Source organism: Paraburkholderia sp. BGA-UO-ETr-F21, assembly GCF_059567925.1.
Genome location: NZ_JCAQOY010000038.1, coordinates 55,579 through 72,170 on the forward strand (window position 1 = coordinate 55,579; position 16,592 = coordinate 72,170).

Here is a 16,592-nt window from a genome sequence, read left to right on the forward strand (position 1 = left end):
CACGTCTTCACGCGGTTTGCGCCGCTAAAGTTGGTCTCAAGCGTACGGCGTCTGGTTCGAGCCTGAGATTGCAGTTCGAGGCCGATCGAGCACGGACGCCGGCTTGATACAAAACTTTGATGGGAGGTCACTATGAAAACCTTTAACAAGACATCGCGTTCGATCATTGCAACGCTGCTGGCGGGCGGCGCGCTGCTCGCAGCCGGCAGCGCATTCGCCCAGGAACGGGTGGTCGTGGAGAACGGTCCGGGACCGGCGGTCTACGGTCAGCCGCACATGACGCCGGTAGGCGTGTCGATCAATATCGGCTGGCATGGCGATCGTTACTACGACGGCCATCGCTACTGGGATCATGACGACTGGATGCGCCACCACCCGCACGATTACGACCCGCACCACCACGGCGACCATCGTCCGCCGCCGCAGCGCTACTAATGGCTGCATGACGGCGCCGCGCGACGCGGCGTGAAGCGCACAAAGCCGGTCCTTCCTCGCGGAAGACCGGCTTTGTCGCGTTCGGCCTTGAGAATCGGCGCGCTGCGCTATGCTTCGAAGCTTTTATCGACGGCAGCGGGAGAGCGGCGTGGACAAGGCAGTCATAGGGGTAGTTGGCACAGGATTGATGGGCGTCGGCATTGCGACGCAAAGCGCGCTGCACGGACACAGAACGATCGTCCACGACGTCGATCCGGCGCGTCTTGCGAGCGTTGCTTCGAAGGCGGAAGCGGTGCTCGACGAGCTGATCGACGCCGGGCGCATCGATCAGGCGGCGCGGCAAGCGGCGTTGGCGCGCATCGAAACCCATGCGCACCTCGACGTGATGGCGTCGGCGCAATTCGTGATCGAGGCGATTCCCGAAGTGCTCGAACTGAAGCATCGCCTGTATGCGGCGCTGACGGAGTTGCTCTCCGATGATGCGATTCTCGCGAGCAATACCAGCGGTTTCCCGCCCGATCAACTGGTCACGCCGTTGCGCGCGAAAGAGCGCTTCGTGATCGCGCATTTCTGGAACCCGCCGCACATGATTCCGCTCGTCGAAGTCGTGCCTGGCACGGCGACCGCGCCGGAAGTAACCCAGCAGACCGCCGCGTTGATGAGCGCGATCGGCATGGAGCCGGTGGTGCTGGCGAAGGCGATTCCGGGCTTCGTCGGCAACCGCTTGCAGTTCGCGGTGCTGCGCGAGGCGTTGAACATTGTCCGCTCCGGGGCGGCGACGCCTGACGTGGTCGACCGCGTGATGAAGGCGTCGCTCGGACGCCGCTGGGGGATCGTTGGGCCGCTCGAGGGCGCGGACATGGGCGGGCTCGACACCTTCCTCGATATCTCCACGCATCTGATGCCCGAACTGGCCAAAGACGAAGACGTGCTCGACTTATTGCGCGAGCAGGTCGACGCGGGGCGCGTGGGCGTGCGCAGTGGCGCCGGTTTCTACGAATGGGACGACGCGCATCTGGCGCAGGTGAAAGAAGGACGCCGCCGCGTGATCAGTCGCGGTTGATGAACGGACACGGCGACGGCGGCTGATTGCCGGAACGGGGTCGAGGCTTCTTGCGCATCATCACGGCGTCACCGGAAATGGCGCGGGGTGCCTTGCGGGAAATGCCATGGCATGCCGGGCGGCAAAAGTAACGAGATGCGGTGCGGCAAGTTCACCGAGATGCCACGCGGCAATCCCAACGACATGCCTCGCGGCAAAAGCAACGACATGCCGCGCCGCCGTTGCATGCCCAGCAGCGGTCGCCGCTCTGCTGTATAAATGCCCTCTAGCCCACAATCCAGGCTCAATCCGTCAAGCCGACTCAGCGCCATGTCCCACTACTTCTACGATCCCGCCACGGGCCACGGCCTTGCGCACGATCCCTTCAAAGCCATCGTCGCACCGCGGCTGATCGGCTGGATTTCGTCGCGCGACGCCGAAGGTACTTTGAATCTCGCGCCATACAGTTTCTTCGGCGCGTTCGCCACCTTCCCGGCGATCATCGGTTTTTGCAGCGAAGGTCGTAAAGACAGCGTCACCAACATAGAAGCCACCGGCGAATTCGTCTGGAACCTGGCCACCAAACCGCTCGCCGAGCAGATGAACCGTTCGTCGGCGCCGGTCGCGCCGTCTGTCGACGAATTCGCACTCGCGGGTCTCACGCCTGCGCCGGGTCGTAACGTCGCCGTGCCGCACGTCGCCGAATCGCCGGCCGCGCTCGAGTGCAAGCTGCTGCAAGTGGTGCGTCTGCATACACTCGACGGCAAAGCGATGGACAACTACCTGTCGCTCGGCCAGGTGGTCGGCGTGCACATCAACGAGGCCTATCTGAAAGACGGCCTGTTCGACACGCATGCGGCGCAGCCGATCATGCGCGCCGGCTATCGCGGGGACTATGCGGAAATCGGCGACATGTTCCAGATGTTCCGCCCGAGCGCCTAAGCACCGCAGCGTTTGAAACCAGATCGCGCCGCGCGAGGCGGCGCGGCAATCAGCGCAGCGCCTGCAAATCGTGCAAAACCGGCTCCAGTGGACTGGCCCGCTTGATGCTTGCAACCGACGCTCCAATGCGTCGTTTTCAACTGCCGGCTCACTCGCGAGGAGCGCGATCATGTCCACCGAATTCGCCACGCAATTCAGCCATGTCCGTCCGCAAGACACGTCATACGTGGATCAGGGCTTACGCGACTTTTTTCTGTACCGTGATTTAGGCATCGCGCAGGCGACCGGCGGCAAGGTGCTCGCGCAACTCGTCAAGGCGAATCACGCACCAGAGCAAGGCACCGGCTGGCACCGTCATGAGGCCGATTTCCACATTGTGATCATGTTGAAGGGCTGGGCGCGCTTCATGTACGGCGACAAGGAGACGCTCGTTGCCGCCGGCGATTGCGTGCATCAGGCGCCGGGCATCGTTCACTATCTGTTCGATTATTCGGAAGATATGGAGTACATCGAAATCGTCTCACCGGCCGATTTCAAATCGATCGACGTCGAAGGGCCGTGTGACGTGCCGGCGGTGACGCCCTGGAAGAGCGTCGCGGCATAGCGAAGGGAAAGCGTCTGCGTGTGCAGCGCGTATCAACGCGCGGCCACGCACGCAGACCTCCCATCGACACAGCGCCGCTACAGGCGCTGGGAAAGCACCAGGAAACGTGCATTACGCTGCAGGCGGCCGCCTGCGCGGAGCGCGTGGCGTCTGCGGCTTGATGGCAGCGGCCGAACTTTCACCCGGCGCAGCACCCGATCCATTCGACCCGACCCTCACCGCCGCATCCACTTCCACATCGACCACCGCCGTCGCGGCCGGCGCTGCCGCCGTGACCTCGGCAGCCTTGGCCGCGGGCACTGGCTGAATGGTGCGCGCCCGCGAACCGACCAACACCGCGCGCGGTTCATTGTCGTAAATTACGGCCCGTACACGCGGATAGATTTGCCGCTCCCAGCGGTGTCCATTGAACACGCCGTAATGCCCGACGCCGGTCTGCACGTGGTGCGTCTTCAGATAGGGCCGCAGCTTGTCGCACATGTCTTGCGCCGCGAGCGTCTGCCCGACGGCGCAGATATCGTCCTTCTCGCCTTCCACCGTGAGCAAGGCCGTGCGGCGAATTTTCGACGGCTCGACGAGACGCCCCCGAACTTCGAGCGCATGCAACGGCAGCGCATGCCGCTGAAAAACCGTATCGACAGTCTCCAGATAGAAGTCGGCCGTCAGGTCCATCGTCGCGAAGTATTCTTCGTAGAACGTGTGAATCGTGTCGGCTTTCGCAGGATCGCCTTTGGCGCGTTCGTAATGCATCGTCTCGAACGAATCGAGATGGCGGTTGAGATTCATCGCCATGAACGCGGTCAACTGCACGAAGCCCGGATACACGCGCCGGTGCGCGCCCGCAAAACCGAACGGCACCGCGCTGATCAGATTCTGCTCGAACCATTCGATCGGCTTGCTCTTCGCGAGGTCGTTGACGCGCGTCGGGTTGATGCGGGTGTCGAGCGGACCGGCCATCAGCGTCATGCTGGCAGGCTGCGCGGGATGATCGTCGGCGGCCATGAGCGCGACCGCGGCCAGCGCGGCGACTGTCGGCTGGCACACGGCCAGCAGATGCGCGCCGGGCCCGATCGCTTCAGTGAAGTCAATCACGTGCTGCACGAATTCGTCGAAGCCGAAGCGGCCCTGGCTCAATGGAACGTCGCGCGGGTTGTGCCAGTCGGTGATGTAGACGTCGTGTTCGGTCAGCATGGTGCGCACAGTGCCACGCAGCAGTGTCGCAAAGTGACCGGACATGGGCGCGATCACCAGTACACGGGGCTGCGGCACCGACGGCGGAGTCTGCTTGCGGAAATGCAGGAGCGAGCAGAATGGCGTGTGCGCCGCGACTTCTTCGACGATCGCCACGGATTTGCCCTCTGACACCACGCTATCGATGTCGAACGGCGGCCGCACGGGCGTGAGACCGGCGAGTGTCAACAATTCGCAGGCGGCGCGGATCGATCGGCCATGCGACGTTTCGCCGAACGCAGGCCATGCGTCGAGCGAATGATTCATCAGTGCTGCGCCGTGTCGCATGGGCAGCATCATGTCGGCGAAAGCCTGATATGTGGGATATGCGAACAGGTTCATAACCTTCGCACGAATGCTGAAGAGGATGGAACCCAAATAGAGGCAAGTCATGTGCCAATCAGCATAAGCACGGGGACGGCCCTGCCTGCACGTTGGCATAGCATTTGCGCGAGTCAGGGCAACGGGCCGAAATTGCCGCGCTTTGGTGCGCGCGCGCACGGCAACGTGCACGCATGGCGTCAGGCGCCGACCGAACGCCTCATCTGGAGGAGAATCGTATGGCGAATACCACGCTCACTATCAGCAGCAAGAATTATTCGTCGTGGTCGTTGCGCGGCTGGCTGTTGACCCGGTTCAGCGGATTGCCTTTCGAAGAAGTCGTCATGCCGATCGACGATCCAGCGGCACGCGCCGAACTGCTGCTGCTGTCGCCGTCGATATTGGTGCCGTGCCTCGTTCACGACGGCATCGAGATCTGGGACACGCTGGCGATTGCCGAATATCTGAACGAACTCAAACCGGACGCGAAGCTGCTGCCAGAAGACATTCGCGCACGCGCGCATTGCCGCTCGATTTGCGGTGAGATGCATTCGGGTTTCGGCTCCCTGCGCTCGGCCTTGCCGATGAACCTCAAAGCGCATTTTCCAGGCTTCAAGGTGTGGGCGCGGGCTCAATCGGACATCGACCGGATCGTGACGATCTGGAGCGAATGCCTGAAGCAGTATGGCGGGCCGTTTCTGTTCGGCGAGCGGACCACGGCGGACGCGATGTACGCACCCGTGGTGACGCGATTCGTCACCTACGACGTCAAGCTCGATCCGGAAATCGTCGAATACGGACAGCGGATCATGGCGCTGCCCGAGATGCGGGAGTGGATCGCCGACGCGCAACAGGAAGTGGAAGAGATCGACGAGCTGGACGTCGAATTCTGAAGCGGGTGCATTGAAGAAACGCTGTTGCTGCTGCAACGGCGCGCGGCGCGCTGCGGCACGCAACGCCGTGCCGCGATGCTCACCCTCAATTGCGCGCGCTTTCCAGCTTGAACACGCTGACCACCTGCGCAAGGCGCGCGGCCTGATCGCGCAACTCGGCCGCTGCAAGTTCCGCTTCGCCGACAATCGTAGCGTTCTGCTGCGTGGCTTCGCCGATCTGCGTGACGGCGAGATTCACCTGTTCGATGCCGCCCGATTGCTCGCGCGAAGCGACACTGATTTCGCCCATGATCGCGCGAACCTGGCCGACCTGTTGAACGATGCCCTGCATCGTCGAACTGGCTTCTTCGGCGATCCGGAAGCCGCTTTGCACGGTCGCCGTGGAACTCGCGATCAGGCTCTCGATCTCCTTCACCGAGGCCGCGCTGCGCTGCGCCAGCGCGCGCACTTCCGAGGCCACGACCGCGAAGCCCTTGCCGTGCTCGCCGGCGCGCGCCGCTTCCACGGCGGCGTTCAGCGCGAGGATATTGGTCTGGAAGGCGATGCCCTCGATCACGGTCGTGATCTCGGCGATTTTCTGCGACGAGCGGCTGATCTCGCCCATGGTCGACACCACGCGTTCAACCGCGCGGCCGCCTTCGAGCGCGGCGTCGGCGGCGCGCGTGACGAGCGTGTTCGCTTGCGCGGCATGGTCGGCGTTCTGCTGCACGGTCGAGGTGATCTCTTCCATGCTCGCCGCTGTTTCTTCGAGGCTGCTCGCCTGCGTGGCGATTCGCGCCGCGATGTTGCCGCTGCCGGTGGCGATCTTTTCGGTGCCGTGGGACATGTCCGTCGACGCATTGCGCACTTGCGAAACAATGCGCGCGAGTCCTTCGCCGATGCCGTCGATCGACTGCATCAGGCGGCCAATTTCATCGGCGCGCGCGTTTGCGCCATTCGCCACGCGCACGCTCAGATCGCCCGAGGCGAAACGTTCGGACGCCTTGGCGGCTTCTTCAAGCGGACGGCTCACGAGGCGCCGCACCGCTATCAGGAACACCACCGCGAACACGCCCACGAGGATGAAGCCGAGCAGTAGAAATTCATTGCGGGTGGCGACGACGTCGGCCATCACTTCGTCGCGCGGCGCGACGCCGCCAACCAGCCATTGCCATTCCGGCACGGTAACGAACGACACGAACTTGTCGCGCGAGCCGCGCTCGCCGAGCGTGGCGTCGGCCGAGCTGTATTCGAGCTGGCCGTCCTTCATGTCGAGCATCTGCTGATACGGTGCGTTCGCGTTGTCGGCGTTCTGGCCGGCCGCTGCCGGATGCACGATCAGCTTGCCGCGCTCCGCGCCCTTCGACGCATCGACAACAAAGTAGTAACCGCTGTCGCCGATCTTCAGATTGCGAATCCCGTCTTCGACCGACTGAATTTCCTTGTCCACATTGACGCCGACGAACAGCGCGCCGATCACGCGGCCGCTCGCGTCGGTGATCGGGCGGTACTGGGTGATCAAACGTTTGCCGAAGAGCGCGGCGAGTCCCGTATAGGGTTTGTTCGCGAGGAGCAGTGCGTAGGCCGGTGCCTTGCGGTCGAGCAGCGTGCCGATGGCGCGCGAGCCGTCCTGTTTCTTCAGCGAAGTGGTAACGCGCACGAAGTCGTCGCCATTGCGCGCGAATACGGTGGCGACCGCACCGCTGCGTTCGAGAAACAGATCGGGGATGGAAAAGTCCAGGTTCAGGACTTTGTCGCCCGCCTTGATGGTCGGCGTGGCGACACCGCCGATATCGACTTTCTGGGTCTCGTCGAGCGTGTAGCCGGTGGGCAGGAAGCTCGCGAACAGCGACATCGAGCGGTCGACTTCGTTCGATAAGGCCTTGTCGAACAACTTGATCATCGCGGCGATCGAGCGGTCTTTATCGGCGATGCGTTCGAGCACCTGGTCGCTGATCTGCTTGCCGGCGGTGCGGGTGAGCGCCCAAGTGAACGCGGCGAAGATCAACGCGACCAGCACGCACGACAGGATAGCGAGCCGCGCGCCAACGCTGGCACGGCGCAAAGAGAGAAATTCCATGGGCGGTTGCGGAGTAAAGAAGCACAAGCGGAATGCCTGGTCCATGCATAGGCATGACCGGCATCGATGGCTGGTTTACGGCCGCTGCGTCCGCCTTCTTTAAAAATTCGAAAGTAGTTCGTAATAACCGTACGGCGTACGGGGTATTTAGGCTCGTACTCGCTTAGCGTGCCGAACCATCCTGCGCACCGCGCCACGTGCGCAGCAGCAACGCATTGGTAACTACGCTGACGCTCGAAAACGCCATCGCCGCGCCGGCCAGCATCGGGTTCAGCAGGCCGAAGGCGGCCAGCGGAATGCCGATCAGGTTATAGACGAAGGCCCAGAACAGGTTCTGCTGGATCTTGCGCCAGGTCCTGCGCGAGATGTCGATGGCGTCGGCCACCAGCGCCGGATCGCCGCGCATCAGTGTGATGCCGGCTGCATGCATGGCGACGTCGGTGCCGGTCGCCATGGCAATGCCAATGTCGGCGGCGGCGAGCGCGGGCGCGTCGTTGATGCCGTCGCCGGCCATCGCGACAATGCCGGCGCTGCGAATTTTCAGGTCGCGGATAACGCGGGCTTTGTCATCGGGCAGCACTTCCGCGTGGAATTCGTCGATGCCGAGCGCCTTGGCGACGCTCGCCGCGCTGCCGCGGTTGTCGCCGGTGACCAGCACGCTCGTGATGCCCATGCGTGCCAGCCGTTCAATGGCCGCGCGCGCCGTCGGTTTGACGGTGTCGCCGAATGCGATCAATGCCAGTGCCGCGGGCGCTTGCGGATCGCGTTGCATGAGCCAGGAGACGGTGTTGCCGGCGGCTTCGAGTTCGTGAGCCCGCGCGGCGAGTTCAGGCGGCAATTCGATGCCGAGTTCGTTGAGCCAGCGTCCGCTGCCCAGCGCGAGCGTGCGGCCGTCGACCTCCGCTTCGACGCCGCGGCCCGCGACCGCGCGTGCGGCGCTGGCGTGCAGCGCGCGCGTCTGCGTGGGCGCCGCAACGGCTTCGCCAATCGCCGCGGGCATGTCGGTGGGCTGCGTCGCAGCTGCTTCATAGGCTTTAACCACCGCGCGAGCCAGCGGATGATCGCTGTTGCGCTGGACCGCTGCCGCAAGCTCCAGCGCCTCTGCGCGGCTGATGCCGCCAATCGGCTCGAACGCGGTGACGGACGGCTGGCCGAGCGTCAGCGTGCCGGTTTTGTCGAACGCGACAATCGTCACCCGATGCGCGGTTTCCAGTGCCTCGGCGTCTTTGATCAGCACGCCGCGCCGCGCCGCTACGCCGGTGCCGGCCATGATGGCCGCCGGCGTGGCCAGTCCGAGCGCGCACGGGCACGCGATCACCAGCACGGCGACCGCATTCAGAATCGCGGTTTCGCCGTCCGCGCCGGCGATCAGCCAGCCCACCAATGTGAGCGCGGCAATCGCCAGGATCGCCGGCACGAAGATTTCGCTGACCCGATCGACCAGCCGCTGGATCGGCGCCTTCTCGGCCTGCGCGCTTTCCACGAGGCGGATGATGCGCGCAAGCGTGGTTTCCGCGCCGATCGCCGTGGTCGTCACGGCAATCGCGCCTTCACCGTTGATCGAGCCGGCAGTGACCGGGTCGGCCACCTGCTTCGGCACCGGCAGGCTTTCGCCGGTGATCAGGGATTCGTCGATATGCGTGCGGCCTTCGAGCACCGCGCCGTCGACCGGCACGCGCTCGCCAGGACGCACGAGCACCACCGTGCCGACCCGCACTTGCGCGAGCGGCACGTCGCGCTCGTCGGCGCCGACACGAATGCGCGCGCGATCGGGGCGCAGCGCGTTGAGGGCGCGGATGGCGTCGGTGGTCTGGCGTTTGGCGCGTGCTTCGAGCCACTTGCCGAAGCGCACCAGCGTAATCACGACCGCCGACGCTTCGAAATACAGATGCATCATGTCGCCGGGATGGGTCGCCAGTTCGTAGACGCTGATGCCATACGCCGCCGATGTGCCGAGTGCCACCAGCAAGTCCATGTTGCCCGCGCCGGCCCGCACCGCTCGATAGGCCGCGCGATAGAAGCGCGCGCCGAACACGAACTGCACGATCGAGGCGAGCGCGAATTGCAGCCAGGGCGACAGCATTGCGTGCAAACCGAACCATTCGCCGACCATCGGCACGGCGAGCGGCAGCGTCAGCGCGGCGGAACCGAGCACGGCGGCCAGCTCGCGGCGGGTCTGGTCGCGCTTGCGGTCGGCGGACGCGGCCTCGTCGGCGGCGGTGGAGGTATCCGGCGGTGCGCTCAACGTCGCTTCGTAGCCCGCTTTCCTGACGGCGGCGATCAGCGCGTCCGGGCCGGCGGCTGCGCCGTCCAGATCGACAGTCGCGGTTTCAGTCGCCAGATTCACCGACGCGCTCACGACGCCCGGCACTTTGGCGAGCGCCTTTTCGACGCGCATCGCGCACGAGGCGCAAGTCATGCCGCCGATGTCGAGTTCGGTGGTGTGGGCGGAAGCGTCGGCGGCATCCGCGGGGCGCCGGGCGGTGGCAAGTTCGGTCATGGTAGGCAAGGCTCGTGGCGGCATCAGGCCGCATCATGAGGCCAGTATTGACCTTCCCATAATGGGAAGGTCAAGGACGAATTGCAGTGCGTGCTTCAACGGCGCCGGTATGGCGCTGATTTATCGCGGAAACGTCCGCTCAGTACGCGGGCGGCGCGTCCAGCATGGCTTGGCCGACCGCCTGCTGTTCGTCGCTTGAGCGCGCGAGCAGGGTGTCGGCCGCGCCGCGCCGGTCGGCCGCCGCCTTGTTTTGACCGAGTTTCCACTTGCCGACGAGGCGCGTCACCTCGATTTCGATGCCGACGATCGCACCGAGCATCTGCGCGATGAAGTCGGCGGGAGCGTCGCCCATTTTCCACGGCACCGGTTCGCCGGCTTCCATCTTGCGGGTCAGGCGCGCGACGAGGCCGCGCACGAACGACTCGTCGTCGCGCACGACGATCCGGCCGTGCGCATGCACCACCATATAGTTATAAGTCGGCACCTGCCGATGCGCCTCGTGCTTGCTCGGATACCAGTTCGGCGAGATGTAGGCGGCCGGGCCCTGAAAGATCACGAGCGCTTCCGGGTTCGCCGCGGCTTCCTGCCACACGGGATTGGCGCGGGCGACGTGAGCGCGGAGGATACCGTGCGTCTCACCCGTCGCCGCATCGGACTGGCTCCCCGCAGCGGGCGCTTCGAATTCGAACGGCAAATGATTCGCGTCGAGTCCGGCCGGTCCGTGGGTAATCAACGCGCCGAAAGGCTGCTCGGCGATCAGGCGGTGGAGAACCTCTGAACGGTTCTCTTCGAAATGGGCAGGCATGTACATGAAGCGCTCCGGATACGAGGGGGCGAAAGAGCAGCGATGAAAGTCGCCCGAGGCTTCGACGCCCGGGCGGATGTAATAAAAAAACGTCAACGGTACTGCAAAAAGGACTGTATGCGCGCGCGAACCGGCGCTATTGCTGCCTTTGCGCTTGCCTGGTGACCAAGGATACGATACAACCCGGTGTTGTCGGCATCGCGAACCGCGGACTGGATGCGTTGGGCTTTGGGAGGCCGCGCAAGCAGGGTTCGTCGCGCACCGGCGTCTCCCTTAGGACCACACGTTCCGCCACCTGAACGAATGATAAAAAATCGCCGAGAGCTGTACTCGAGTCATTGGACCTGCGCATCGCTCGCAGGCCTCGTATTTCTGGCGGGTTGCGCGTCGACTCCCACCGCAACGCAGAAATCCACCGGTTGGATCAAGGACGAAGTCGCCGATTCGTACGTATTCGGCTATCCGCTGGTGCTGATGGGCGTCGCGCGCGACGCGGCGGTCGGCACCGATCCGGGCCGCGCGCCGCTCAATACCCTGCGCCACGCTCAGGCATTGCCGCCGATCGGCGCAGCCAATCCGATGCAGCCGAGCCTCGATACGTTCGATTCGACCGGCTGGCTGGACCTCGGCAGTGAACCGGTGATCGTGGCGCTGCCCGACTCGCACGGCCGCTACGTGGATGCCCGCGTGCTCGACATGTGGACTAACGTGGTCTGGTCGACCAGTTCGCAGTTCGCCACTCGTGCGGCTGGCATCAAGCCGCAGGCGATTGCCTTCGTCGGCCCGGGCTGGCAGGGCGAGTTGCCCAAAGGCGTGAAGCGGGTCGACGTGCCGACTCGCAATGCATGGGTGAGCGTGCGTATTCAGTCGAACGGCACACGTGATCTGACGGTAGTTCGCAAGCTACAGCGCGCCATTCGCGTCGCGCCGCTGAGCGTCTACGCGGGCGACACGCGTTCTGCCTCCATCGCCCCCGCGCGCAGCAATGCCGCCGACGCCGCCGTGCCTGCTTCCGGCACGCCGGCCGCGCAAGTCGCCGCGCTCGATGCCAATGGGTTCTTCAACCGGCTCGCGCAGGCCTTGCCCGACAATCCGCCGACGCCGGCCGATCCGCACGCGCTCAAATTCCTTTCCGACCTCGGCGTGACGCCCGGCGAGCCGGTCAAGCTGCCGAATGCGCCAGAAGCCATTACGGCGGGTCTTGCCGACGGTCATGAGCGCGTCGTCACGCCGCCGTCCAATCTGCTGAACGGCAACGGCTGGAGCTGGTTCGGCGACGGCGTGGGCACCTACGGTCCCGACTACGCGCTGCGCGCCTATGCCGCATACGCGCAACCGGGTATCGGCACGAAAGACGACGAAGTTCGCGCTGTCGTCACCCAGGACAGCGACGGCCGTGCGCTCAACGGCGCAAACCGTTACGTGATCCACTTCGCGCCGAATCAGTTGCCGCCGGTGCGTGGCTTCTGGTCGATCACCGCCTACACGAAAGACGGCGCGTTGGGCGAAAGCGCGCCGGCGCGTCTCGCGGTCGGCGACCGCAATGGCGCGCGCCGCAATCGCGATGGCTCGCTCGACGTGACCGTCTCGTCCGCTCGCAGCAAGAGCGGCAACTGGCTGCCGGCGCCGCGCGCCGATCTGCAACTCGTGCTGCGTCTGTACGCACCCAAGGCGCAAGCCACCGACGGCAGTTGGCAACCGCCGGCCGTCGTGCGTCAGTGATAGCAGCGTGTCCGTGACGTGACAGCCGTGCTTCAATGACGGCCGGCTAGAGACACACGCGGACTACCCGCTAAGAACCCGCTAACGCATCGAGCAAAACATGTCCGCCAATTGACCGGCGGACATGCGGCGCTATCGCGCAGGGGAATGTGTAAGCCTCGTCTTACATTTATATCCCGCGAAACATTCAAGACTTATACTGCCGCTTGCGGGATTTTCGTTTTCGCGGCGGGCTTGCCGCCGCACTACCCAAGACCGAGCATGGCAAGCCTTAATAAAGCATCACTAGCATCGTCCATGCAGACCGTGCGCGATGTCGCGCAGTCACGCCGCACCCGGCGTGTCATGACCGGCCTGCTGATCTTCCTTGTATTGTTCGGTCTGCTGGGCTTCTTTGCTGCACCGCCGCTGATTCGCCACATTGCCGAGCAACAGCTCAGCAAACAACTCGACCGTCCCGCCACCATCGGCCGCATTGCGCTCAATCCGTATACGCTCCGGCTCGAAGCCGATCGCGTGCATATCGGCGAGCGCGGCGGCGCGGGCGACTTCGTGGATATCTCGCGGCTCATCGTGCAGCCGTCATGGAGTTCGCTGTTTCGCGCGGCGCCGATCATCGACGAAGTGCAGCTCGATTCGCCGCGCTTCCATATTGTTCGTTACGACGCGCAGCGTTTCAATTTCACGGATCTGATCGAGAAATTCTCCAAGCAGCCGGCCAAGCCGGATAGCAAACCGACGCTATTTTCCGTATCGAATATTCGCCTCGAAAACGGCCAGATCACATTCGACGACAAACTCCTCGGCGCCACGCACGTAATCGATCAATGGAAGCTCGGCATTCCGTTCATCGCTACGCTGCCTTCGAAAACCGATATCTTCGTCGAGCCGCTGCTGCGGGCGCGCATCGACGGCAGTCCGCTTGCCATCGACGGTAAGACCAAGCCGTTTGCCGCGTCGCGTGAGTCGGAGGTGTCGTTGCGCTTCGACGGGCTCGATGTGCCGCGTCTCATCTCCTACGTGCCGACCAAACTGCCGGTGATCGTGCAGTCCGGCAAACTGTCCACTGATCTCAAGCTCAACTTCGTGGTCTCCAACGACGCGCCTTCGCTGCGCGTGGCGGGCACCGTGGATATGAACGACGTGAACGTGCAGGATCAAAGCAAGGCGCCGTTCTTCGCGGCGCGCGCCGTGCATGTGGCCGCCGCCACGCTGGAGCCGCTCAAGAGCCTCTATCACTTCGACGAAATCCGTATCGACGCGCCCACCGCCAATCTCGCGCGTGATAAAGACGGCGTGCTGAGCGTCGAGAAGATGTTCGCGCCGGAACCGGCTGCTGCTGCCGCACAACCGGCCGCAAGCGCGCCGCTTGCCGCATCCGCCGCCAATGCCGCCGCCGCGAAGGCCGCGCCGCCACTGGACCTGGCGATCAAGCGCTTCGTGCTCAATGACGGCACAGTCAACGTTCGCGACTACGCCGCGTCGCGCCCCGTCGATGCCGGCATGCAAAAACTGGCCGTGACGCTGACCGATTTTTCGACGCTCGCCACCGCACCCGCCCATTACACGCTCAATACCGATTTCAAGGACAGCGGTGGATCGCTCGGTGTGGCCGGCGCGTTCGGCTTCGTGGCGAAAACGGCGAGCGCGAAGCTCGACCTGAAGTCGTTGAACCTGCCCAGGTTGCAACCGTACCTCGACACCGCGACCGCGGCGCAAGTCATGGACGGCACGCTCTCCGCCACGGCCAATGTCGGCGCGAACTGGTCGAAGTTGCCGGCGGCCGTGATGGTCACCGACACCCAAGTGAATCTGCAGTCGCTGAAGCTCGCGGCGCGCGGCAGCAAGGATCCGGTGATTGCGCTCACGCAAGGCAGCGCAAAGGTCAAGCAGGTGGATGTGACGGCGCGCACCGCCGAAGTGGCCAGCATCGACACGACCGGGCTCGCGGTCGATGCCCAGCGTCTGAAAGACGGCAGCATCAACCTCGCCGCGCTTGGCGGACAGCACGAAGCCACGCCGGAGCGCACCGCGATCCATGCGGTCAAGAAGGCACACGCGGAAGGGCCCGCGTGGCGCTACAAGATCGGCGAGTTGATCCTGAAGGACGCCACCGCCAATTTCACGGACAACAGCACGCCGCAGCCGGTGAAACTGAACATCACGCCGCTGCAACTGAAGGTGCAGAACATCAGCGACGACCTGAGCCGTCCGCTGCCGGTCGATCTGCAGGCCACGCTGAACAAGAAGGGCACGCTGGGCGTCAAGGGTGATGTGACGGCGACGCCGCTCAAGGTGGCCGTCAAAGTGAATGCCAACCGGCTCGACGCGGCGGCCTTCGAACCGTACTTCGGCAGCAAGCTGAATGCGGTGATCGCGAGCGCGCTGCTCAATGCGGACGGCGATCTCGCGTTGAGCCAGGCGAAGTCGCTGAAGGCGACCTATCACGGCGACATGGCGCTCGTCGAAGTCCGCATGCTAGACAAGGCGACCTCGGATCCATTCGCGGGATGGGGCTCGCTCGCGTTGTCCAACCTGAAAGCCGATTACGACGAGCATGGCACCGTGGTCGACGCGGGCCGCGTCACGTTCACGAAGTTCTATGGGCGCGTGCTGCTCGACGCGCAGGGCAAGCTCAACCTCAAGGACGTCGTCGCGCACGAATCCGGCGCCGCGCAATCGCTGACGCGTGACAAGAGTGGCGCCGAACCCGTGCCGCTGACGCCGCAAGCGGCATCGACGGTGGCGGCCGCATCCGCACCGCCGCCGGCGTCGGCCGCATCCGCACCGCCGCCGGCGTCGGCCGCAAACGCCACGGTCACGGCTGCTACGCCGCCGCAAAGCCCAGTCAAGCTGCACTTCGGCCAACTGGTTCTGCAACAGGGCCGCGTGACATACACGGACAATTTCATCAAGCCGAATTTCACGGCGAACCTGGTCGGCATTCAGGGCACCGTCGGCGCGTTCGGCACGCAATCCACCACATCCGCGCCGGTCGACATCGCCGCGAAACTGGCCGCCAACGGTCCGCTGTCGATTCGCGGCACGGTCAATCCGCTGATTGCGAAACCGGCGCTCGATCTCACGGCGGTCGCGCACGATATCGAGCTGACCAATCTCACGCCGTATTCGGCGAAATACGCCGGTTATCCGATCACCAAGGGCAAGCTGAATGTCGATCTGCACTACCAGCTCGAAAACGATCAACTGAACGCGAACAATCACATTTTCATCGATCAACTCACGTTCGGCGATCACGTCGACAACAATACGGCGACCAAACTGCCCGTGCGTCTCGCGATTTCGCTGCTGAAGAACTCGCGCGGCGAAATTGACGTGAACCTGCCGGTGTCCGGCTCGCTGTCGAATCCGGAATTCAGCATTGGCGGCCTGATCTGGCATGCGGTGCTCAATCTGCTCGAAAAAGCGGTGACTGCGCCGTTCTCTCTGATCGCCAATGCGTTCGGGGGCAAGGGCGAGGAGTTGGGTTATGTCGAGTTCGAGCCGGGCTCGGCAAAACTCACGGACGCCGACACCCAGAAGCTCGACACGATCGTGAAGGCGTTGAGCGACAAGCCGTCGATTCGCATGGACCTGATTGGCCGCGTCGATCCGGCTGTGGACGAACCCGCGTTGCGCACCGGCTATGTGGACCGCCTCGTCAAGCAGCAAAAGATCAAGGACGTGGTGGGCAATGGCGAGAGCGTCGATCTCTCGACCGTCACCGTTGATCCGAAGGAGTACGACAAGTACCTGAGCAAGGCCTACAAATCGGCGGACTTCAAGAAACCGCGTAACTTTGTCGGCCTGACCAAGAGCTTGCCGGACGACGACATGAAGAGCGCGCTCGCCGCCAACGCACCGATCGATGACGCCAGCCTGCGCCAGCTCGCGCAACAGCGGGCGCAGAGCGTGCAGCAGTATCTGGACGGCAAGATCGACAGCAGCCGCGTGTTCATCGTCGCGCCGAAGCTGACCGCGGAGGGCATCAAGGACAAGGGCGCGACGACGCGAGTCGACTTCGGCCTGAAGTGAGTGA

The 16,592-nt window shown here is 64.1% G+C and carries 11 protein-coding genes; 7 read left to right on the forward strand and 4 right to left on the reverse strand.

Annotated features, from left to right (window positions below):
* The first annotated feature begins 132 nt into the window (after window positions 1-132).
* From AC57B1_RS28465 to AC57B1_RS28480, 4 genes are all read left to right on the forward strand, one after another.
* Window positions 133-435 (forward strand): hypothetical protein, encoded by a 303-nt coding sequence (locus AC57B1_RS28465; RefSeq protein ID WP_408352403.1) that lies wholly within the window; start codon window positions 133-135, stop codon window positions 433-435.
* Window positions 436-544: 109 nt separating this feature from the next.
* Entirely contained in the window at window positions 545-1,498 is a 954-nt protein-coding gene (locus AC57B1_RS28470; protein WP_496419365.1) for a 3-hydroxyacyl-CoA dehydrogenase family protein, read from the forward strand.
* 309 nt (window positions 1,499-1,807) lie between these two features.
* Window positions 1,808-2,419, forward strand: a complete 612-nt coding sequence (locus AC57B1_RS28475) for a flavin reductase family protein (protein ID WP_496419366.1) — start codon at window positions 1,808-1,810, stop codon at window positions 2,417-2,419.
* A gap of 169 nt (window positions 2,420-2,588) precedes the next feature.
* The gene (locus tag AC57B1_RS28480; protein WP_408467987.1) at window positions 2,589-3,023 is read left to right on the forward strand and encodes a cupin domain-containing protein; all 435 of its coding nucleotides are present in this window, start codon (window positions 2,589-2,591) and stop codon (window positions 3,021-3,023) included.
* A 111-nt stretch (window positions 3,024-3,134) separates the two neighbouring features.
* On the opposite strand, the gene AC57B1_RS28485 is transcribed toward AC57B1_RS28480, so the two are convergent.
* Complete coding sequence (locus AC57B1_RS28485) at window positions 3,135-4,595, reverse strand: polyhydroxyalkanoate depolymerase (protein WP_408352409.1); 1,461 nt, start codon at window positions 4,593-4,595, stop codon at window positions 3,135-3,137.
* A 218-nt stretch (window positions 4,596-4,813) separates the two neighbouring features.
* On the opposite strand from AC57B1_RS28485, the gene AC57B1_RS28490 reads away from it, so the two are divergent.
* Window positions 4,814-5,467 (forward strand): glutathione S-transferase family protein, encoded by a 654-nt coding sequence (locus AC57B1_RS28490; protein ID WP_408352411.1) that lies wholly within the window; start codon window positions 4,814-4,816, stop codon window positions 5,465-5,467.
* Between the two features lie 85 nt (window positions 5,468-5,552).
* On the opposite strand, the gene AC57B1_RS28495 is transcribed toward AC57B1_RS28490, so the two are convergent.
* The 3 genes from AC57B1_RS28495 to AC57B1_RS28505 all read right to left on the reverse strand — a co-directional run bounded on the left by AC57B1_RS28495 (window position 5,553) and on the right by AC57B1_RS28505 (window position 10,837).
* Window positions 5,553-7,526: a methyl-accepting chemotaxis protein gene (locus tag AC57B1_RS28495; RefSeq protein WP_496419367.1), complete on the reverse strand. Its 1,974-nt coding sequence runs from the start codon at window positions 7,524-7,526 to the stop codon at window positions 5,553-5,555.
* A 163-nt stretch (window positions 7,527-7,689) separates the two neighbouring features.
* Window positions 7,690-10,026: a heavy metal translocating P-type ATPase gene (locus AC57B1_RS28500; protein WP_496419368.1), complete on the reverse strand. Its 2,337-nt coding sequence runs from the start codon at window positions 10,024-10,026 to the stop codon at window positions 7,690-7,692.
* A 139-nt stretch (window positions 10,027-10,165) separates the two neighbouring features.
* The gene (locus AC57B1_RS28505; protein ID WP_496419369.1) at window positions 10,166-10,837 is read right to left on the reverse strand and encodes an FMN-binding negative transcriptional regulator; all 672 of its coding nucleotides are present in this window, start codon (window positions 10,835-10,837) and stop codon (window positions 10,166-10,168) included.
* A gap of 297 nt (window positions 10,838-11,134) precedes the next feature.
* On the opposite strand from AC57B1_RS28505, the gene AC57B1_RS28510 reads away from it, so the two are divergent.
* Window positions 11,135-12,553 (forward strand): DUF1254 domain-containing protein, encoded by a 1,419-nt coding sequence (locus AC57B1_RS28510; protein WP_408294517.1) that lies wholly within the window; start codon window positions 11,135-11,137, stop codon window positions 12,551-12,553.
* A 261-nt stretch (window positions 12,554-12,814) separates the two neighbouring features.
* On the forward strand, window positions 12,815-16,588 hold the full coding sequence (locus AC57B1_RS28515) for a DUF748 domain-containing protein (RefSeq protein WP_496419370.1): 3,774 nt from the start codon (window positions 12,815-12,817) through the stop codon (window positions 16,586-16,588).
* The last annotated feature ends 4 nt before the right edge of the window (window positions 16,589-16,592 follow it).